Raw genomic sequence first — 21,328 nt, 5'->3', positions numbered from 1 at the left:
TAGATGAGCGACTTCCTGGCCTTTGCGCAGCTCGGGTTCCGGCACATCACCGATCCCAACGGGCTTGACCACGTGCTGTTCCTGCTGGTGCTGGCGGCCATCTACCGCCCGGCGGACTGGCGCCCGGCGCTGTGGGTGGTGACGGCCTTCACCGTGGGCCACTCCATCACGCTGGCGCTGGCCGTCAGCGGCCTGCTGGCCCTGCCCACGCCGCTGATCGAGTTCCTGATCCCCGTCACCATCGTGGCGACGGCCATCGAGAACCTGGCGCAGCGCGACCGGCAGGACGGCTGGCGGATGCGCGCCCGGCCCGTGTTCGCGGGGATCTTCGGCCTGGTGCACGGCGCCGGCTTCGCCAACTACCTGCGCAGCCTGTTCATGGACGACCTGGCGGTGCCGCTGATGGGCTTCAACGTGGGGCTGGAGGTGGGGCAGGTGCTGGTGCTGGCGGGCGCGTTCGCGGCGTTCGCCGCACTGGACCGCCTGATCGGGCTGGTGAAGCTTCCCCCCCGCGCGCCGGCCCCGGTGCGGCTTCGCGTGATCGCCGTTTCGTCCGCGGTGGCCGTGGTGGCCTGCGCCTGGGCGGTGGAGCGCAGCCCGTGGTAATCCGCCGCTGGCTCTGCATCCTCCTGGTGGGCGTGACGGCGCTGGTGGCGGGCGCGGCGCGGCCGGCCGCCCATCCGCTGCACACCACGCTCACGGAGCTGCAGGCCGGCGCGAACGGGGCGGTGCAGGTGCAGATGCGCGTCTTTGCCGACGACTACGCGCGCGCGGTCGCCACGGCGCGCGGCGCCACGCTCAACGAGCGCGAACGCGTGTACGTGGGTGCGTCGTTCGTGCTGCGGGAGCGGAACGGGCGGCCGGTGCGGTTTACGTGGTGCGGAACGCGGTACCAGGGCGAGGTGGTGTGGGTGTGCCTGCGCGGCGCCGCAGCCAGCGGGGTGCGCGGCGGGCAGGTGCGCAACGCCATGCTCTTCAACCTGTACCAGGACCAGGTGAACGTGGTGCGGGCGCAGTACGCCGGGCGCGCGCGCAGCCTTCTCTTTACCCCCGGCGACGGCGCGCGGCCCCTGCCGTAGGTGCCGTCCGGGGCGGGTGGATCCGAGTTCGGCGGGGCGGCCGCCTATAAAACCGACGCTACCCCCGTAGATGGAGTCTCCGGGCACGGGTGATGGCGCGCCGTCCCGACCACCCACACGAACCCTGAATCGCACGAAGATGCGGATGGCTGGACGCTCGCCAAGCAGGTCGAAGATGCACGCCTGGCGGATCGTTCTGCTTCCGGTGCTCCTCGCCTGTGCCATCGGGCTCGGCACATCGCACATCGGGCACGCGGGATTGCTCTCGCTGCACCTCGCCACCGCCCATCACGACACGCCTCCGCCGGCCCCGGTCGATCCGCCTTCGGTGATCGACTCGCATGCGGTCGTGCACGTCGCCCCTTCGGATGAGCCGCACGAGCATCCCTCCCGTGGAGCCGACGCGCACGAGCATCCGGCGCATCATGCCAGTGCACACGAGCATCCGCGGGACGAGGATCATCACCACGCGGCTGATCGGCAGGCTGTTTCGCCGCCCGCGGAGGAGCGGCATCGGCCGATCGCGAGCGCGCCGCACGAGCACGGCGGTCTGATCCACACCCACGACCCGCGGTCCGACGAGGAGCTGGTGCTCCCGCCCGCTCCGTTCTCGGAGTTCTACGTTCCCGCATCCGCGGCATCCCCGCCGCGCGTCGCACGGAGCCGGTCGCGCACGCCGTGGGTCGCCGCGGCGCTGGACCAGGCTGTTCCCTCCATCGAATCTCCCCCACCCCAACTGCCGGGCTGAAGCTCGTCTTTCAGCTTTTTCTCGCCTGGTCCCAAGCGCGCGTGCGCCCGGTGGGCCAGGCGCGGGATGCGCGTTCGCATGCCCGAGTCCGGCCGCGCCTGCGCAGCCGGATCCAGGCCCGCGCATCCCTGAAACCGGCAAATCACGGACAGGGGACATTCGGGACGATGATCGATCCACATGCAGGAACAGACGAACGGGCGCACCGCCTGAGGCGAGCGATCCTGCTCGCGGCGCTGGTGGGCATCGGTGCGACGAGCACGGCTGACGCGCAGACGCAGCCGGCGAGGCGCGACACGGCCGTGGCGCCGGTGGTGATGGACACCATCAGCGTCACGGGGCGCATCCACGACCTGATCGGCATCGCGGGCACCGCGTCGGAGGGCTACGTGGGCGCGGCGGACCTTCGCACGCGCCCCATCACGCGAGAGGGCGAGCTGCTGGAGACGGTGCCCGGGGTGATCGTCACCCAGCACTCGGGCGAGGGAAAGGCGAACCAGTACTTCGTCCGCGGCTTCAACCTGGACCACGGGACGGACTTCCAGACGCGCATCGAGGGGATGCCCGTCAACATGCCCACGCACGGCCATGGCCAGGGGTGGACGGACCTGAACTTCCTCATTCCGGAGCTGGTGGACCACCTGGAATACAAGCTGGGCGTCTACCACGCCGAGCTTGGCGACTTCGGCAGTGCGGGCGGCGCGGTGTTCCACCTGGTGCGCAGGCTGGAGCGGCCGTTCGCCACCGTGTCCGGCGGGCAGAACGGCCTGGCGCGCGTGGCGGCGGGCGCGTCGGCGCCGGTGGGTGCGGGCGACTTCCTGGTCGCGGCGGAGGCGAAGTCGTACGACGGGCCCTGGGAGATGGGGCAGGACCTGCGCAAGCTCAGCGGCGTGGCGCGGTACTCGTGGGAGCGCGGGCCGTCGCGGTTCTCGCTGCTGGGGATGGCGTATCGCAGCCGGTGGAACGCGACGGACCAGATTCCCGCCCGGGCGGTGGCGAGCGGGCTGGTGGGCCGGTTCGGGCAGATCGAGGCGGACGACGGCGGAAACTCGGAGCGCTTCAGCCTGGCGGGCTCGTGGAGCCGCACGCTGCCGGACGCGGTGCAGCAGGTGCAGGTGTACGGCATCCACTCCGACCTGGACCTGTACTCCAACTTTACCTACTTCCTGGACGACCCGGCCCAGGGAGACCAGTTCAACCAGGTGGACCGGCGTTCGGTGCTGGGGGTGGACGCCAAGCACGCGCAGGACGTCCGCGGCCTCGGCGCCGCGCACCTGCTCTCCCTGGGACTGCAGGCCCGCACGGATGGGATCGGCGGACTGGGTCTGCATCGAACTCAGGCACAGGAGCGAGTGGGGACGGTGCGGGAGGACCGCGTCCGGCAGTCCTCGACGGGCGTATTCCTGGAGGCGGATTCGCGCTGGAGCTCGCGGTTCCGCACGGTACTGGGCCTGCGCGCGGACAGCTACGCGTTCGACGTCCAGAGCGACCGGGCGGACAACTCCGGTCGCCGGGCCGCGGGCATCGTCAGCCCCAAGGCATCGCTCGTCTACTCCCCGTCCCGCCAGACGGAGCTGTACCTGAGCGGCGGATACGGATTCCACAGCAACGACGCGCGCGGCACCACCATCAGGGTCGATCCGGTGAGCGGCGATCCGGCGGCCCGGGTGGATCCCCTGGTGCGGTCCCGCGGGGCGGAGATCGGCATCCGTGCGGCGCCCGTGCAGGGCCTGCGCTCCACGCTGACGGTGTGGGCGCTTGAGCTGGACAGCGAGCTGTTGTTCGTGGGAGACGCGGGGGCGACGGAGCCCAGCGCCACGAGCCGGCGTGGCGGCGTGACCTGGGCCAACTTCTACCGGCCGATGCCGTCGCTTTCCATCGATGCGGACGTGTCGTTCGCGCGGGCGCGGCTGGCGGACGTGCCGGTGGAGGAGAGCCGGATTCCCGGCGCGCTGGAGAACGTCTTCGCCGGCGGCATCGCCTGGATGCCGGAGCGCGGGCTGACCGGCGCGCTGCGGCTGCGGCACTTCGGGGCGTATCCGCTGATCGAGGACAACAGCGTCCGCGCGGACCCGGCGACGCTCTTCAACGCGGAAGCGGGGTACGCGTTCGCCTCCGGCCTGCGGGTAGAGGCCACCGTGCTGAACCTGCTGGACTCCGACGCGAGCGACATCCAGTACTACTACGCGTCGCGGCTGCCGGGCGAGCCGGCGGGCGGCGTGGAAGACGTGCACTTTCACCCGGTGGAGCCGCGGCAGCTCAGGCTCTCGCTCCACTGGGCGTTCTGAACTGAAGGTTTCACGCAGAGGGCGCAGAGAAAACAGAGAGGACGCAGAGGGGCCGTGGCTTTCCTCTGCGTCCTCTCCGTTCCCCTCTGCGTCCTCTGCGTGAGACGTTCTTGTTAGCCGATGCGCTCGAGCAGGGCCACGGGAAAGGTGGCGAAGACCTCCTCGACGGCCAGCGATCCATCCACACCCGACAGATCCTCGCCCGTAAGCACGTTGCGGTAGCGGCCGGCCAGGTGCGCGGGCAGCGTCAGGCGCGTCGCCGCGAAGTCACCCGCCTCCGGCAGCGCGAACTCGCGATCGCGCGTAAGCTTCGCCACCAGGCGCGGCACCACGGCGATCACCGCGGCGCCTTCCGCCGACCGAGCGAAGGCGACCACGTGCTCGGCCTTCTCCCCCTCCGACTCCAGTGGCACGTACTCGCCCGTGCCGAACACCGCGGGATACGCCGCGCGCAGCCGCAGCCCGGACTGCACGACGTGAAGCTTGATCCGCCCATCGTGCCAGTTTTCGACCAGGCCCCGCGCCGCCGCCACGCCGTCCCCATCCTCCGTCCGCCGCTTCAGGCCGTCCATCAGCCGGCGGCGCAGGTCGAAGTCCACGGGGCGCCGGTTGTCGGGATCCACCAGCGAAAAGTCCCAGATCTCCTGCCCCTGGTAGATGTCGGGCACACCGGGTGACGCCAGCTTCACCAGCGTCTGCGCCAGCGAGTTCACCATCCCCAGCCGCGAGACGAGGGGGTGGAACTCCGCCAGGCTCTCCACGAACGCGTTCTCGCCGGGACGCAGCACGTCGGCCACGAAGTCGCGCAGCCCCTCGTCGTACGCCGCGGACGGGTTGATCCAGCTGGTGTGCATCTTGGCCTCGCGCGTGGCCTTTTCCATGTACGCCTGCACGCGGCCGATGAAGTCCTGCCGGGCCTGGTCGCTGGTGTCCTCGAATGGCCAGGCGCCCACGATGGTCTGGTACAGCAGGTACTCGTCGTTGGCGTGCGGAATGGGCCGGCGCTCCGTGCCCCGCTTGAAGCGCGCGTTCTCCGCCGCCCACGCGTTCACCCGGTCCGACCACAGCACCGGGATCTCGGAAAGCACGTTGATGCGGGCGCGCACGTCTTCGCTGCGCTTGGTGTCGTGCGTGCTGCTGGCCGACATGGCGTGCGGCCAGCGCTCCGCCCGCTCCAGGTTGAAGGCGTGGAACTCGTCGGGGCCGATGCCGAAGCGGTCGGGCTCGCCGCCCACCTCGTTCAGCGAGATCAGCCGGTTGAAGACGTAGAACGTGGTGTCTTCCACCCCCTTGGCCATCACGGGACCCGTCAGCTGCTGCACCTTCATCACGAAGCGCGCGTGCTGCTGGCGCGCCTCCTCGTCCAGCGAGTCCGGCCACTCCAGCAGCAGCGTGTCGCGTACGAAATCGAAGAGCGAGCTGGGCATGTTGTGGTTGCGCTCCCGCGCCAGCTCCACCGCCTGCATCACGTAGCCCCGGTCGCGCTCGGTGATCTTTCCGGCGAACGCGTCGATGTAGGTGCGGTAGACGGGGAAGCAGGCGATCACCTCGCGCAGCGCGTCGCGAAGGCTGCCCCAGGTGAAGTCGCGGTAGCAGCGGTTCTGCTCGCTGATGCGGTCCAGCATGGTCGTCAGCACAGTGAGCTCGCTGACGAGGGAGGCGCGCAGGATCAGCAGCTTCTTCTGATAGACCAGGTCTTCGAAGTCCGTCCGCTGGCCCGTGAACGTGCGGTAGATGGCGTCCATCGCCGCCTCGTTCGCCGGGTCTACGAACAGGCCGTTGACGCGGTTCATGTACTCGTAGCCCACCGTACCCGCCACGGGCCACTCCTCCGGAAGCGTCTCGTCGCCGGTGAGGATCTTTTCCACCAGCACGTAGAACCGCTCCTTCGCATCCAGCCCCACGCACTCGCGCTGCAGGTCGCGCAGGTAGCCTTGGGGATCGAACAGGCCGTCGGGGTGGTCGATGCGCAGCCCCGTCACGTGCCCCTCGCGCACCATGCGAAGGATCAGCTCGTGGCTGTCGTGGAAGACCGCGGGCAGCTCCGTGCGCAGCCCCGCCAGGTCGTTGACGTCGAAGAAGCGCCGGTAGTTGATCTCCTCGGCCGCCACCCGCCAGAACGCCAGCCGGTACGCCTGGTCGTTCAGCAGCGCGGCCAGCAGATCGAACGAGTGGGGCTCGCCCGGCGTGCCGTTGAACTCGGCGACGGCGGCGTCCAGCGCCTCGCGCACGGCCGTCGACGTCTCGTACAGCACGTCCAGCCGCCGGCGGGTGACCACGCGCTCGCGGTCGCGCTCGGTGACGCTTTCCGGGTCGGTGCTGGCCCGCGGCGGCAGGTGGCGCAGGGCCGTAAGGATGCTTTCCAGCTCCATGCGGTCCGGGTGGTCGGCGGCCAGTCCGGTCTTTTCCAGGGCAAGCTGCAGCACGGGCGCGGTGGCGCCGGGGGCCACGGGCAGCACGGTTTCGTAGTACTCCACCCGGAACTGGCCGTCCTCGTAGACCAGCTTCAGCTCGCCCGCCTCGAGCACGCAGCCGAACTGGTCGCCCAGCACGGGAAGCAGCACCTTGCCGTGCAGCTCGGGGTTCAGCGGCTCCCAGTCGATGTCGAAGTAGCGGGCGTAGGGCGAGGCGGGCCCGTTTTCCAGCACGCTCATCCACCACGGGTTGCGGTGGCCGCGCACGCCCATGGCCACGCCCATGTGGTTGGGAACGATGTCGAGCAGGTGGCCCATGTTCTGCTCACGCAACGCCGCCGTCATGCGCGCGTGGTCGTGCTCGGTGCCGATCTCGCGGTTGAGCGTGCGGTGGTCCACGATGTCGTAGCCGTGCATGCTGCCGGGGCGGGCCTGCAGGTACGGCGACGCGTACAGGTCGCTGATCCCCAGCTCGGCCAGGTACGGAACGATGTCGGCGGCCTGCCGGAAGGTGAACCCGGCGTGCAGCTGCAGGCGATAGGTGGATGACGGGACGCGGGTGGGCGCTCCCGGGGTGGTTTCGGGCTGGTTCACGGTCTGCCTTGTGGATTTCGGTGCTCGTCGCGGCCGTCATGATGCGGCGCGGGCCGGCGCGCGGCGAGGCAAGATCCGGGCGAACGCGGGCCCAGCGGGTTCCCCCTCCCCCGGCCCCTCCCCCGCAAACCGCGCGGGAGAGGGGGGAACTTCGGGCGCGGGTTCGGCAGGGGGGCGCTCATGCCCCTGGGAGCCCCCCCCCGGCCCCCGGCCCCGGTCCCCCGCTGCGCAGGGGAGGGGGAGACCTGACCGCGCTCCGGCTGGCCGGACGCGCCACACTGGCTCCCTTCCCCCGCGCGGTTTGCGGGGGAAGGGCTGGGGATGGGGGGCCCCGGCCCGAGCACCGGGCCAGTCCCGACGCACCAGACCCTGGCGTGTACCCACCTGCCGTGGGTACGGCGGGCTTCGTGCCTTTGAGAGACGCGGCGGCGACACGTTCGCCGCCCGCGAAACGACGGAAGGAACCGACGGAATGGAATTCGACCAGAACACCGATACCGAGCAGCCGCAGTCCAACGCGCTACACCCGGACCAGCACCCGCCCGTACCCTCGGGCCCGGTCAAGCGCCAGCCGGAGATGTACGTTCCCGGCTTCCTGGAAACGGCGGTCACCGCCTGGCCCGGCAAGCCCTTTCCCCTCGGCGCCACCTGGAACGAAAAGGCCGGGGGCACCAACTTCGCCATCTACTCCGAGCTCGCCGTCGAGGTGGAGCTCTGCATTTTCGAAACCCCCGACGACCCCGAGCCCTCGCGCACCTACCGGCTGCGCGAGCGCACCGCCTTCGTGTGGCACGGCTTCGTCGAGGGCATCGGCCCTGGAACGTATTACGGCTACCGCATCAACGGGCCGTACAACCCCGACCTGGGCCAGCGCTGCAACCCGTTCAAGCTGCTGATCGATCCGTACGCCCGCGCGCTGGCCGGCAGGGTAGACTGGAGCGCCCGCGAACGCGGCGAGGGCATGCCGTTCGGGTACATGATGGACCAGCCCGGCGAAGACTACGTCCTGGACGACGAGTTCGACTATCGCGCCGTGCCCAAGGGCGTGGTCATCGACGGCCACTTCGACTGGGGCGACGACCGGCGGCCCGACACGCCCTGGTACCAGACGGTGATCTACGAGGCCCACGTGAAGGGCCTCACCATGCTTCACCCCGACATCCCCGATGACATCCGTGGGACGTACCGGGCCGTGTCGCACCCGGCCATCATCGAGCACCTGAAGTCGCTGGGCGTCACCGCCATCGAGCTGCTGCCGGTGCACGAGATCGTCGACGACTCGTTCCTGGTCGAGAAAGGGCTGCGCAACTACTGGGGCTACAACACCATCAACTACTTCGCCCCGGCGGGCCGCTACTCCTCGGTGCGCGGCTTCTGCGACCAGGTGCGCGAGTTCAAGGAGATGGTCAAGGCGCTGCACGAGGCCGGGATGGAGGTGATCCTGGACGTGGTGTACAACCACACGGCCGAGGGCAACCACATGGGGCCCACCCTTTCATTCAAGGGCATCGACAACCCCACGTACTACCGCCAGGTGCCCGGCAGTCCCCGGTTCTACATGGACTACACGGGAACGGGCAACTCGCTGAACATGCGCCATCCCCAGACGCTGCAGCTGGTGATGGACAGCCTGCGCTACTGGGTGCAGGAGATGCACGTCGACGGCTTCCGCTTCGACCTTGCCTCTACCCTGGCGCGCGAGCTACACGAGGTGGACCGCCTTTCGGCCTTCTTCGACATCGTGCACCAGGACCCGGTCATCAGCCAGGTGAAGCTGATCGCCGAGCCGTGGGACGTGGGCGAGGGCGGCTACCAGGTGGGCAACTTCCCCGTGCTCTGGGCCGAGTGGAACGGCAAGTACCGCGACACGGTGCGCGCCTACTGGCGGGGCGACGAGGGAAAGCTGGGCGAGCTGGGATACCGGCTGACGGGGAGCAGCGACCTGTACGAAAGCGACGGCCGGCGGCCGCACGCCAGCATCAACTTCGTGATCGCGCACGACGGCTTCACGCTGAACGACCTGGTCAGCTACAACCACAAGCACAACGAAGCCAACGGCGAAAACAACCAGGACGGCGACAACAACAACCACTCCTTCAACTTCGGCGTCGAGGGGCCCACCGACCGGCAGGACATCATCCGCGCCCGCGAGCGGCAGAAGCGCAACTTCATGACGACGCTCCTGCTTTCGCAGGGCGTGCCGATGATCTGCCACGGCGACGAGATGGGCCGCACGCAGCACGGCAACAACAACGCGTACGCGCAGGACAACGAACTGGCGTGGGTGCACTGGGACCTGGGCGAGCGCGACCGCGAGATGCTGGAGTTCACCCGGCGCGTGGCACGCCTTCGCCGCGACCATCCCACCTTCCGGCGCAGCAAGTTCTTCCGCGGGCGGGAGATCCGCGGCAGCGACGTGCGCGACGTCATGTGGCTGACCCCCGCCGGCAAGGAGATGACCGACGAAGAGTGGAACGTTGGATACGTGCGCTGCTTCGGGATGGCGCTGGGCGGCGAGGCCATGGAAGAGTGGAACGAGCGCGGCGAGCAGATCACCGACCAGAACTTCCTGCTGCTCTTCAACGTGGACGGGGGCGACATCGAGTTCACCCTTCCCGACCTCGGCGTTTCGCGCGGGTGGTGCGTGATGCTCGATACGGCGCGCCCCGAGGTGCAGGAAAAATCCGTCTGCTATCCCGACGGTGCCACGTTCAGTCTGGCCGGCCGGTCGATGGTGGTGCTGATCGAGGACGAGGCGAGGGAAGGTGAGTGAATCCAGGGAGTGGCGCCTGCCCTTCGGCGCCAACGTGGTTGAGGCCGGAGTGGAGTTCCGCGTCTGGGCACCGTCGAGCCGAAGCGTGGACGTCGTCATCTACGGCCCCGACGCCGAGCGCGTCGTGCCGCTGGATGCGGAGGCGGACGGATACTTCGCGGCGATCGTCCCCGGGACGGGCGCCGGGGCGCGGTACAAGTTCCGGCTGGATGGCGAGAACGCCTTTCCCGACCCCGCGTCGCGCCACCAGCCCGACGACGTGCACGAGGCGTCGGCGGTCGTCGATCCATCCGCCTTTTCGTGGACGGACTCGGCGTGGCGGGGGCTGGGGGACGACGACGACCTGATGATCTACGAGGTGCACGTCGGCACGGCCACGGACGAGGGGACGTTCGACGCACTGATCGGGCGGCTGGACGAGATCGTGGCGCTGGGCGCCAACGCCGTCGAGCCGATGCCCGTGGCCGAGTTTCCCGGCGCGCGCAACTGGGGATACGACGGCGTGTTCCTGTACGCCCCCGAGTCGTCGTACGGCGGGCCCGACGCGTTCCGCCGCTTCGTGAACGCGGCGCACGGGCGCGGGCTGGCGGTGATCCTGGACGTGGTCTACAACCACCTGGGCCCGGAAGGCAACTACCTGCACGCCATCACCGGCGGCCGGTACTTCACCGACCGCCACTGCACGCCCTGGGGCGATGCCATCGACTACGAAACCCGGCCGGTGCGCGAGTTCGCCATCCAGAACGCCATCCACTGGGCGCGCGAATACCACGTGGATGGGCTTCGCCTGGATGCGACGCACGCCATCCTGGACGATTCGCCCACGCACCTGCTGACGGAGCTGGCCGAGCGGGTGCGCGCCGCCGTGGACCGCCGCTTCGTGCTGATCGCCGAGGACGAGCGCAACGAGCGGCGCGTGGTCCTTCCCCCGCCCGAGGGGCACGGCCTGGACGGCGTGTGGGCCGACGACTTTCACCACCAGGTGCGGCGGCACACGGCGGGCGACCACGAGGCGTACTTCAGCGACTACACCGGCTCCGCGTCCGACATCGTACGGACGCTGCAGCGCGGCTGGTTCTACGAGGGGCAGGTGTCGAAGAACCACGACGCGCAGCGCGGAACGGAGGCGGCGGGGCTGCCGCCCAGCGCGTTCGTGCACTGCATTCAGAACCACGACCAGGTGGGCAACCGCGCCATGGGCGACCGGCTGACGGACGGCGTTCCGCTGCCCGTGTACCGCGCCGCCTCGGCCGTGCTGCTCTTTTCGCCGTACACGCCGCTGCTGTGGATGGGGCAGGAGTGGGCCGCGTCGACGCCCTTCCAGTACTTCACCGACCACCCGGAAGAGCTGGGGAAGCTGGTGACGGAGGGGCGGCGCAAGGAGTTCGGCAAGTTCAGCGCGTTCGCCGATCCCGCGGTGCGCGAGAAGATCCCCGACCCGCAGGCGGCGTCCACGTTCGCCAACAGCAAGCTCCGCTGGGACGAGCGAGAGCGGATGCCGCACGCAGGCGTCCTGGAGCTGTACCGCGAGCTGCTGCGCCTGCGCCGCACGCATCCCGCCCTGCGCCGCCGCACGCGCGAGGGTTTCGACGCCGTGGCGCTGGGGGAGCACGCGGTGGCCATCCGCCGGACGGGCGAGGGCGGAAGCGCGCTGCTGCTGGTGGCCTCGTTCGGGGACGCGCTGGACGTGGACCTCTCCACGGCGCCCGAGACGCAGCCCGTGGGCGGCGGAACGTGGGAGCTGCTGCTGTCCACCGAGGAGGGGCGGTTCGGCGTGCAGGCGGAGGGCGAGGTGGCGCGCCTGTCGCCGCAGGGGCGGCTGGAGCTGCGCGGGCCGGGCGCCGTGGTGTTGACCGCAGGGCCCCTCACCCGGCCACCCTGACACGCGTCGTCCTCAGCCCTGCTGGGGCGACTGAAGTCGCGGCAACAACGGCCCGAAGTCCGCCTTCGCGGACTGCATCCGCCGGTCGAGTGCGCCGGACCGGCCGCCGTGCGAGCGAATCCTCCCTTCTCCCCTTGCGGGAGAGGGGCCGGGGGTGAGGGCAGCCGAGGAATGCGCCGGCCCACGTCGAAACGCTTCGATCCTACCCCATCGTAGCCAGCCAAGCACCAATCTCCTCGCTCGCACCGGACTGGCTCCCTTCCCTCGCGCAGTTTGCGGGGGAAGGGCTGGGGATGGGGGGCGCCGCGGCGTGCACCCGTGCCCGGCTGCCCGCGATCGACCTCCTCCCCTCTCCCGCGCAGTTTGCGGGGGAGGGGCCGGGGGAGGGGGCTCTGCATCCAGCCCACGCCCAAAACCTGCAGTACCTCCCCGGCAATCGACCCCGAAGAAGGAAACCGACCCAGCCCAAGCGACGCGGAGGAGGGGATGCAGGAGGAACGGCTGATCGAGGGAGTGAAGCGCATTTCGCGCCCACTGCACGACGACGGCGACCTGCAGCCCCTGCTGGACCGCGTGGGTGACGCGCGCGTGGTGCTGCTGGGCGAGGCGTCGCACGGCACCTCCGAGTTCTACACGTGGCGCGAGCGCATCACCCGCCGGCTGATCACGGAAAAGGGCTTCCACTTCATCGCCGTCGAGGGCGACTGGCCCGACTGCTACCTGGTGAACCGTTGGGTGAAAGGCGTCGACGGGCGCGAGACCGCGCGCGAGATGCTGCACACCTTCGAGCGCTGGCCTACGTGGATGTGGGCCAACGAAGAGGTGGCTGGGTTGGCCGAGTGGCTGCGCGCCCACAACGAGGGGCTCCCCGAAGACGGCCGCGTCGGCTTCTACGGGCTGGACGTGTACTCTCTGTGGGACTCCATGGACGTGGTGACGCGCTACCTGGAGGAGGTGGACCCCGAGGCCGCGCGGCGGGCGCGCAACGGCTACGGCTGCTTCGATCCGTACGAGCAGGACGTGCAGGACTACGCCATGGCCACCGCCCTGGTGCCCACCTCGTGCGAAGAAGCCGTCATGCGCATCCTGATGGACCTGCGCGGCAAGGGCCCCGACTACCGCACCGAGGGGCGCGAGGCCTTCTTCAACGCCGAGCAGAACGCGCTCGTCGCGCGCAACGCCGAGCGGTACTACCGCGCCATGATCCGGGGTGGCGCGCAGAGCTGGAACGTGCGCGACACCCACATGGTCGAAACGCTGGAGCGCCTGCTGAACCACCACGGCCCGGGATCGAAGGCCATCGTGTGGGAGCACAACACGCACGTGGGTGATGCGCGGGCCACGGACATGGCGCGCGTGGGGATGGTGAACGTGGGTTCACTGGCGCGCGACCGCTGGGGCGGCGAGGTGGTGATCGCCGGATTCTCCTCCCACAGCGGCAGCGTGATCGCGGGGACGGAGTGGGGCGCCCCCATGCAGCGGATGTCCGTGCCCGAGGCGCGCGAAGGCAGCTGGGAGCACGTGTTCCATGCCGCCGGCGCGCACGACAAGCTGGTGATGATGGATGACCTGGACGACGTGGAGGGGGCGCTGGACGCGCGCGGGCACCGGGCCATCGGCGTGGTCTACCACCCCACGCGGGAATCGCGCGGCAACTACGTGCCCTCCGTCCTGCCGATGCGCTACGACGCGATGCTGTACATCGACAGGTCCAACGCCCTCCGCCCGCTGAAGATGCCGGCCAAGCTGGACCACGAGCCGCCGGAGACCTTCCCGACGGGGATGTAGGTCCGACGAAGAGTGCGCGACAGGACCATCCCCGTCGCGCACTTGGCGTCACGTGCGTGCCGCAGAATCAGCTTGCATCCGTCGGTGTTCCAGGCCAACATAAACGTTTCCAAGAACGGGCCGATCCCATGACGCCACCTAGCAATCCTGAGCCAGAGTGGACAGAAGGAACGAAACCCTTGCGTGACAGTGTGGACGCGCGCATCATTGCCGGCGAGAGTGGTCCGGCACGGGTGCGTCCAAAGGCGAGAGGGGGAATCATGACACTTGGAGTCGTCAGGCGGTTCGCGGGCACGAAGGAACGGTGGAATGGGGATGAATACCACGGATACCGGGATGACACCGAGTATCTGCTGGCCTCCCCCGAGAACGCGCGCGTGCTGATGGAGGCCCTCGCCGAAGCTCGTGCGGGCAAGGGAACCCGGTTCGCGAACGTCGAAGAGATACGCCGTGCGTTCGGATTTTGACGCGACGATCGCCCCGAGGCGGCGGGTCTCCGCAGAAGACCCCGCCCACGGCTCCGGCGGGGGAGCGCAGCCTCGTCATGATGGGCCGCTTCCTTGACGACCTGCTCGCCTGGAGCCGGTCGGATCCGCGGATGGTCGTCCGCGTTCTGGAACTGGTCCAGAGCATCGCACATGACCCCAAACAGGGAATCGGCAAGCCAGAACCGTTGAAGCACGACCTGTCCGGCTGCTGGTCCCGCCGGGTCGACCAGGAGCACCGGCTGGTGTACGAGGTGCTTCCCGACCGAATCAAGCTGCTTTCGGCGCGCTACCACTACTCGAAGTGAGGACGACCGCCGCGCTCCGTACCACTTTGGTTGCTGCGTCTCACGCGCCTGCCGAATGGACGTACGGAACGGAATCGCGCGGCGGCGGTATGGGGACGAGCGGGAAGCCGGGGCGAATAGGCGGCGCGCTACTACTGCTCGAAATGAGGGCGGCCACGGGGCCGCCTTTCTGTTTTGCGTCCCTTCCACCCGCGCTGGTCCGCTGCTTGCGCCCGTGCACGCGATCGGAATCCGAGCACACAGGAGGCAGCGTGGATCAGACGGGGCGGGAGATGACGGACGAGCAACGAGCGGAACACGCTCTCGACGCGTATCTTGAGCGGCGCCGGCGCCGGCGCGCCGAAGACACCTGGTTCGGCGACCCGCGCGGGCTGCTGGACGCCGCCGCGGCGGGGGGCGATGCCGAGGAGGTCAGCCGCCGCCGCATCGACGTGGTGCAGGAGGCGGTGAACGTGGGGATGGCGCCCGAGCTGGCCGAAATGCTGTACGACGTGGCGCAGGCCGAGGGGCTGGACCCCGTGCTCGGCTTCGAGCTGGTGCGCTCGGGCTTGGGCGTGCAGCCGCCGGAGCGGCTGGACAACGCCCCCGACTTCGCCACGACCGACAAGTACCGCCCCGAGTGGCTGGAGCCACCGGTAGACCCCGACTCGCTGCTGCGCGAGCGGACCCTGCGCATGTCGTTCCGGCGGCTGCGAGGATTTCTGGAGCAGCACGAAGACCCGGCAGAGGCGTTCGGCGCCTTTGCCCGCGAGCCCGACGTGGGCGCCGTGGGTTACTGAAGGCCGGGAGAACGATACAGGAACGGACAGATGCCGGAAGAGATCGAAGTCATACACCCGTCGTTCGCGGACCTCGGGCTGGAACCTGAAATCGTGGCCGCCCTGGAGGGGCTGGGCTACGAGGAGCCCACGCCCATCCAGGTGCGCGCCATTCCCGTGCTGCTGGCCGGCCGCGACATGATCGGGCGGGCGGCGACGGGCACGGGCAAGACGGCGGCGTTCGCGCTGCCCATCGTGCAGCGCATCGACGCCTCCGTCCGCAACGTGCAGGCGCTGGTGATGGCGCCCACGCGCGAGCTGGCGGTGCAGGTGGCCGAGGCCATGCACCGCTACGGCGCCGGGCGGGGCGTCTCCGTGCTGGCCGTGTACGGCGGGCAGGACATCACCCGCCAGCTCCGGGAGCTGCGGCGCGGGGTGAATGTGGTCGTCGGCACACCCGGGCGGCTGCTGGACCACATCCGCCGCCGCTCGCTGGACCTTTCCAGCACCCAGTACCTGGTGCTCGACGAGGCCGACGAGATGCTGGACATGGGCTTCATCGAAGACATCGAAGCCATCATCGAGGAGCTTCCGGCCGAGCGGCAGACGGCGCTCTTTTCCGCCACCTTCCCGCCCCGCATCGCCGACCTGGCGCGCAAGGCGCTGCGCGACCCGGAACGGGTCACCATCGAGCGCGAGCGGCTGGAGACACCCCTCGTGCGCCAGGCGGCGTACCTGGTGCCGCGCCAGCACAAGCTCGAGGCGCTGGCCCGTATTCTGGACCTGGAGGCGCCCACCTCGGCCATCATCTTCTGCCGCACGCGCGGTGAGGTCGACGAGCTGACCGAGGCGCTGGGCGTGCGGGGCTATCATCCCGAGGCGCTTCACGGCGGCCTGGCGCAGGGACAGCGCGACCGGGTGATGGGCAAGTTCCGCCAGGGCTCGGCCGACCTGCTGATCGCCACCGACGTGGCGGCGCGCGGGCTGGACGTGGAGCACGTGAGCCACGTGGTGAACTACGACATCCCGCAGACGCCGGAAGTGTACGTCCACCGCATCGGGCGCACGGGGCGCGCGGGGCGCGAAGGCACGGCCATCACCCTGGTGATTCCGCGCGAGCGCTTTCTGCTCAAGGCCATCGAGCGCACCACCGGGCAGTCCATCGAGCACGCCAAGGTGCCGCGGCCGGGCGAGGTGAAGGCCCGCCGCCGCGCGCGCCTGGCCGATTCGGTGCGCGACGCGCTGGCCACCGGCGATGCGCTGCAGCCCTTCCGCGAGGTGATCGGGCCGCTGCTGGCGGAGTTCGACGCCGCGGAAGTGGCGGCCGCGGCACTGAGCGTGGCCGCAGCCGGACGCGGAACGGAGGAGCTGCAGGGGTCCGACGTGGAGATCCCGGAATTCGAGGGGCGCCCGGACCGCGGGGCCGACCGCGAGAGCCGCGGGCCGCGTGGGCGGGTGGACCGCGCGGAGCACGGCGGCGGCGGCGGGGGCCGGAGTTCCGGCAATAAGACCACGCTGTACATCGGCATCGGGCGGCGGCGCGGCATCCGGCCGGCGGACATCGTGGGCGCCATCGCGGGCGAGGCGAACGTGCCGGGCGACCGCATCGGCGCCATCGAGATCACCGACCAGTTCACATTGGTCGACGTGGACGAGAACGATGCGGACGACATCGTGAACAAGCTGTCGCAGGCGAGCATCCGTGGGCGTCCCGTGGCGGTGCGCCGCTCGCGCGAGGACCGCGGCTCCGCCGCCGATGCCCAGTCGCGCCGCCCGCGGGGCGACTTCGGCGAGGCGCCGCGGCCGCGCAGGCCGCGCGGCGAATACGGCGGCACCGACCGGCCGTTCCGGGGCCGCCGCGACTGATCCTCCGGAGTTTTTCAAGCAGAAGGGGCGCATCCTCAGCCGGGATGCGCCCCTTCGTTTTCTCCCACTCTCGCCGACGTTGGTGATGCGCTCTTTCAGTCCAGGAACGGAGCAGGAACGTCGGATGGCAGAATTCCGGCCTGCGCCGCGCGGGCGAACAGCTCGCGGACGGCGGCCTCTCCCTTCGCGCCCAGGTCGACGGAAAAGCGATTGACGTACAGGTCGATGTGCTGCTTGGCCACCGCATCGTCCATCTCCTGCGCATGGGCGCGGACGTAGTCGCGCGAGGCGTCAGGCTGCGCGAACGCGTGCTCGACAGAGCGGCGGATCGCTTCGTCGATGCGGCGGATCGTCTCGTCACCCAGCGCGCGCCGGGCCATGATACCGCCCAGGGGGATGGGATGGCCGGTGGTCTGCTCCCACCACTCTCCGAGGTCGGCCACCTTCAACAGCCCGCGCTGCGGATAAGTGAACCGCGATTCATGGATGATGAGCCCCGCGTCCACGTCGCCGCGCGCGACGGCGGGCATGATGTCGCTGTAGACGAGCTCCGTTCCGGGCTGCGCATCGGGCGCGAACAGGCGCAGGAGCAGGTTGGCGGTGGTGTTGCGGCCCGGAATGGCGATTCGCGCCGCGCGCAGCTCGTCGCGTGAAAGCTCGCGCCGCGCCACGATCAGCGGACCGCACCCACGTCCCAGCGCGCCGCCGCTGCGCAGGAGCACGTAGTCGCGCAGCAGCGACGGCGCGGCGCCGTACGAGATCTTGGTGACGTCCAGCTCCGCGCCCGCGGCCAGCCGGTTGAGGGTTTCCACATCCTCCAGCCGCTCCGAAAAACGCAGCCCGTCCGCCCGGATGACACCGTGCACCAGCGCGTGGAAGATGAACGTATCGTTCGGGCACGGCGAATAGCCGAGCGTAAGCGTGCGATCTTCAGGCATCGGTTCGATGAAGTGCGTGATCGAGATGGGTGGAATTTCGCGGGGGCGGATGGCGCATGCAACCGTAGGCCTTGTGACCGCTGCCGCGCCCCGGCTCGTTCGTGGTTCAGGCTGGATCCTTCGGCCCGCATGGTCTGGGGTGCGGGACGGTGCGGTGCGCTTGGGCCTCTGGATGACAGGATGCCGGGGGTGCCTCTGCCCCCCGCAACAGTACAGGGTGCCCCGGCCGGGACACCCTGTTTCGCTGCACTCACGGCTTGTTTGCGCCGACGCGTCAGGGAGCCACGTCGTAGAACGCGATCGCCTTTTCCCGGTCGATGGTGGTGCGCATGGTCCACTCGCTGTCGAACAGCACCAGCGGCTTCTGCTTGGCATCGTACACCAGCATGCGGCCGTGGCCGGAGGCCAGTCGGTCGATCTCGGCCTTGGGCGCATCCACCCACCGCGCCGCCACGAAGTTCATCCGCTCCAGCCGCGCCCGCACGTTGTACTCGTGCTCCAGGCGATGGAGCAGCACGTCGAACTGCAGCTGCCCCACCGCGCCCACGATGGGCGCCGGGCCGGTGAGCGACTCGGCGTAGAACACCTGCGCCGCGCCCTCTTCCGAAAGCTGCTGCAGCCCCGTGTCCAGCTGCTTGCGCTTCATGGGATCGCCGATGACGATCCGCGCGAAGTGCTCGGGGGAGAATCGCGGGATGCCGCCGAACTCCAGCGTGCCGTCCGCCGAGAGCGTATCGCCGATGCGCAGGTTGCCGCGGTCGTGGATGCCGATCACGTCGCCCGGCCACGCCTCGTCGATCAGCGTGCGCTCGCGCGCCATGAACTGCGTGGGGCTGGCCAGGCGGATGGGCTTGCCGGTGCGCACGTGCTTCACCTGCATCCCCGCCTCGAACCGGCCGGAGCACACCCGCACGAAGGCGATGCGGTCGCGGTGCTTGGGGTCCATGTTCGCCTGGATCTTGAACACGAACCCCGTGAACTCGGGCTTCTCCGGATCGATCGTGCCCGTGCTCGACTCGCGCGGGCCCGGCGCCGGCGCCAGCTCCAGGAACCGCTTCAGGAACGGCTCCAGCCCGAAGTTGGTGAGCGCGCTGCCAAAGAAGACGGGAGACACGTCGCCCGCCAGGAAGGCCTCGGGGCTGAACTCCGCCCCCGCCATCTCCAGCAGCTCCAGGTCTTCCAGCAGCTGGTTGATGGACGCGTCCGGCAGCGCCGCCAGGATGTGCTCGTCGTCGAGCGTGCCCTCCTGCGTCGTTACCCGCGACGAGCCGTGGTCCTCGCCCCGCTCGAACAGGTACACGCGCTCCGACGGCCGGTCGTACACGCCCAGGAAGCGGTCGCCGTCCAGGATGGGCCACATCACCGGGTAGCACTTCATCCCCAGCTCGCGTTCCACGTCGTCGATCAGCTGCAGCGTGGGCGCGCCCGGCCGGTCGCACTTGTTGACGAAGGTGAACACGGGGGTGCGCCGCAGCCGGCACACCTCGAACAGCTTGCGCGTCTGCTCCTCGACGCCCTTGCGGTTGTCCAGCAGCATCACCGCGCTGTCGGCAGCCATCAGCGTGCGGTAGGTGTCTTCGGAGAAGTCCTGGTGGCCGGGGGTGTCGAGCAGGTTGATGGACTTGCCGCCGTACTCGAACTGCAGCACGCTGGAGGTCACGGAAATGCCGCGCTCCTGCTCCATCTGCATCCAGTCGGAGGTGGCGTGCCGGGCCGCACGGCGCGCCTTGACGCTCCCCGCCAGGTGGATGGCCCCGCCGTACAGCAGGAGCTTTTCCGTGAGGGTGGTCTTGCCCGCGTCGGGGTGGCTGATAATGGCAAAGGTCCGCCGGCGGCGGACCTCTTCGCTCAACCTGCTCATGGCGGCTCGCTAAGTGGCGTTGGTCTACAGCCGCTCAATCTAACACCTTCCCGGCCCCGCCTCAACGCGCAGGCAGGGCCGGGGGACGGTCACCGCCGGGGGCCGACGGACGAGAGGCCGGTGGCGAGCCAGCTTCCCACGCCGCTGGCCAGGAGGGAGAGGAAGAGCAGCCCGTCGCCGGCGTCGCTCCACGCCGCCAAGCCGCCGATGGCGAGCGCGGCGGCGACGGCGGTGTAGGCACCCATCACCGTGCGGGGCCAGCCGGGCCGGCACCGGAAGATGCCGGAGGTGGGGATCACCAGCAGGGCAGCGGCGATGGCGGCCAGCAGCAGGCGGTCGTCGCCGCGGGCCAGCCCCGCCACGCCCAGCCCGATGGCCGCGGCCAGGATGGCGGCGATCACCGCGCCGGCCCGCGCCCGGCCCGGAGGCATGGTGGCGCGAGCCTTCTTGTCCAGCGCCAGCAGCGCGTCGAAGAGCGGGTCGGCCACCCAGGTCATCAGCACGAACAGGCCGTACGCCACCAGCAGGGGAACGATGAAGGGCGCCAGCGCCGGCTGCGCACGGCTGACGCGGCGCAGCAGGTTGTATCCCACCACGCCGCCGATGATCACCATCCACCGCGTCTGCGGCGACAGCGAGTCCATCCACAGGAAGTACCGCAGCATCATGCGGTACACCGGGTTGCGCGCCTTGAGCGCGGCCGCCAGCCCCTCGCGCGCCCACTCCTGCTCCGGGTCGATCTCCAGCGCGTGGTAGAAGTGGGGAAGCGCCGCGTCCGGCGCGGCCCCGCCCTGCAGCGCCTGCCATCCGCGCCCGGCCCGGGCGAACGCGTTGGTGGGGTCGGCGGCGGACGCGTCGACGAACGCCTGCTCGGCCTCGGGCGAGCGCAGCACCTGCAGTGCGAGCGCGCGCAGGTTGGCGCACGCGGGATGCTCCGGGTCCAGCGCCAGCCCGAGGTCGGCCGCGGCCAGCATGCCCGCCCAGTCCTTTCGCTCGGCCAGGCAGCGGGCCGCCAAGGCGTGCGGCTCGGGGCTGCCGGGGGTGAGGACCGCGGCCTCGCGGGCGCACCCCAGGGCCTGGGTGAACTGGTCCGCGTCGGCAAGCACGTGGCCCAGCGCCCAGTGGCAGTACCCCAGCTCGGGCTCGTCCTCCACCGCCTGGCGTGCCTCGGCCAGGGCCTCGTCGCCGCGCTTGAGCGCCGCCAGGCACAGCGCCCGCAGCGAGCGGCTGGCGGCATCGTACGGGTCCGTTTCCAGCCAGCGGGCCAGCAGCTGCTCTGCCTCGGCGAAGCGCCCCTCGTGAAGGGCGTTGACGATCTGCGTAGACGAATCGGAATACACGGAACCGCTCGGAACGAGGGGACGGTCGCGGGGATGCATCATGATAAACGAAGGCCCGGGCTTCGCAAAAGCCCGGGCCCCTGAATGCTGGGCGAGTCTCGGCGCGCTTCGGCTTGGTCCGGCGCATTTGTCATCCCGAAGGAGCGGCCCCGGCGAGCCTGCCTGAACACCGTAGACCGCAGCGACTGAGGGATCCGCCACACACT

Annotated in this window: 15 protein-coding genes; 11 read left to right on the top strand and 4 right to left on the bottom strand. The window is 69.9% G+C overall.

What is annotated here, in order from left to right; all coding sequences use genetic code 11:
* The first annotated feature begins 3 nt into the window (after nt 1-3).
* From VGB24_RS24745 to VGB24_RS24730, 4 genes are all read left to right on the top strand, one after another.
* Nucleotides 4-606 carry a HupE/UreJ family protein gene (locus tag VGB24_RS24745; protein ID WP_331075612.1) on the top strand — a complete coding sequence of 201 codons (603 nt, stop codon included), beginning with the start codon at nt 4-6 and terminating at the stop codon, nt 604-606.
* A complete protein-coding gene (locus tag VGB24_RS24740; RefSeq protein ID WP_331075611.1) occupies nt 600-1,079 on the top strand; it encodes a DUF6702 family protein in 480 nt (159 codons plus the stop codon). The genes VGB24_RS24745 and VGB24_RS24740 overlap by 7 nt, the downstream gene beginning before the upstream one ends.
* A gap of 175 nt (nt 1,080-1,254) precedes the next feature.
* Nucleotides 1,255-1,827 (top strand): hypothetical protein, encoded by a 573-nt coding sequence (locus tag VGB24_RS24735; RefSeq protein WP_331075610.1) that lies wholly within the window; start codon nt 1,255-1,257, stop codon nt 1,825-1,827.
* A gap of 167 nt (nt 1,828-1,994) precedes the next feature.
* Nucleotides 1,995-4,115 (top strand): TonB-dependent receptor, encoded by a 2,121-nt coding sequence (locus VGB24_RS24730; RefSeq protein WP_331075609.1) that lies wholly within the window; start codon nt 1,995-1,997, stop codon nt 4,113-4,115.
* 113 nt (nt 4,116-4,228) lie between these two features.
* Here VGB24_RS24730 and treY read toward each other — a convergent pair whose 3' ends face one another.
* Entirely contained in the window at nt 4,229-7,123 is a 2,895-nt protein-coding gene (gene treY, locus VGB24_RS24725; protein ID WP_331075608.1) for a malto-oligosyltrehalose synthase, read from the bottom strand.
* A gap of 577 nt (nt 7,124-7,700) precedes the next feature.
* Between treY and glgX the strand changes: the two genes are divergently transcribed.
* From glgX to VGB24_RS24690, 7 genes are all read left to right on the top strand, one after another.
* Complete coding sequence (gene glgX / locus VGB24_RS24720; RefSeq protein ID WP_349263952.1) at nt 7,701-9,896, top strand: glycogen debranching protein GlgX; 2,196 nt, start codon at nt 7,701-7,703, stop codon at nt 9,894-9,896.
* Complete coding sequence (treZ, locus tag VGB24_RS24715) at nt 9,889-11,778, top strand: malto-oligosyltrehalose trehalohydrolase (protein WP_331075606.1); 1,890 nt, start codon at nt 9,889-9,891, stop codon at nt 11,776-11,778. Before glgX ends, treZ begins: the two co-directional genes overlap by 8 nt.
* A gap of 486 nt (nt 11,779-12,264) precedes the next feature.
* Nucleotides 12,265-13,566: an erythromycin esterase family protein gene (locus tag VGB24_RS24710; protein WP_331075605.1), complete on the top strand. Its 1,302-nt coding sequence runs from the start codon at nt 12,265-12,267 to the stop codon at nt 13,564-13,566.
* A gap of 128 nt (nt 13,567-13,694) precedes the next feature.
* Nucleotides 13,695-14,033 carry a hypothetical protein gene (locus tag VGB24_RS24705; protein ID WP_331075604.1) on the top strand — a complete coding sequence of 113 codons (339 nt, stop codon included), beginning with the start codon at nt 13,695-13,697 and terminating at the stop codon, nt 14,031-14,033.
* Nucleotides 14,034-14,110: 77 nt separating this feature from the next.
* Complete coding sequence (locus VGB24_RS24700) at nt 14,111-14,359, top strand: Txe/YoeB family addiction module toxin (protein ID WP_331075603.1); 249 nt, start codon at nt 14,111-14,113, stop codon at nt 14,357-14,359.
* Between the two features lie 251 nt (nt 14,360-14,610).
* The gene (locus VGB24_RS24695; protein WP_331075602.1) at nt 14,611-15,138 is read left to right on the top strand and encodes a hypothetical protein; all 528 of its coding nucleotides are present in this window, start codon (nt 14,611-14,613) and stop codon (nt 15,136-15,138) included.
* Between the two features lie 30 nt (nt 15,139-15,168).
* A complete protein-coding gene (locus VGB24_RS24690; protein ID WP_331075601.1) occupies nt 15,169-16,983 on the top strand; it encodes a DEAD/DEAH box helicase in 1,815 nt (604 codons plus the stop codon).
* A 95-nt stretch (nt 16,984-17,078) separates the two neighbouring features.
* Here the strand turns inward: VGB24_RS24690 and VGB24_RS24685 are convergent, their stop codons facing one another.
* The 3 genes from VGB24_RS24685 to VGB24_RS24675 all read right to left on the bottom strand — a co-directional run bounded on the left by VGB24_RS24685 (nt 17,079) and on the right by VGB24_RS24675 (nt 21,122).
* A complete protein-coding gene (locus tag VGB24_RS24685) occupies nt 17,079-17,921 on the bottom strand; it encodes a 1,4-dihydroxy-6-naphthoate synthase (RefSeq protein ID WP_331075600.1) in 843 nt (280 codons plus the stop codon).
* Between the two features lie 274 nt (nt 17,922-18,195).
* Nucleotides 18,196-19,782, bottom strand: coding sequence for a peptide chain release factor 3 (locus VGB24_RS24680; protein ID WP_331075599.1), 1,587 nt, complete (start codon nt 19,780-19,782; stop codon nt 18,196-18,198).
* Between the two features lie 89 nt (nt 19,783-19,871).
* Nucleotides 19,872-21,122: a tetratricopeptide repeat protein gene (locus VGB24_RS24675; protein ID WP_331075598.1), complete on the bottom strand. Its 1,251-nt coding sequence runs from the start codon at nt 21,120-21,122 to the stop codon at nt 19,872-19,874.
* Between the last annotated feature and the right edge of the window lie 206 nt (nt 21,123-21,328).

The organism is Longimicrobium sp. (assembly GCF_036399935.1).
Classification (GTDB): Bacteria; Gemmatimonadota; Gemmatimonadetes; order Longimicrobiales; family Longimicrobiaceae; genus Longimicrobium.
This window is presented reverse-complemented; position numbering and strand designations above follow the sequence as displayed.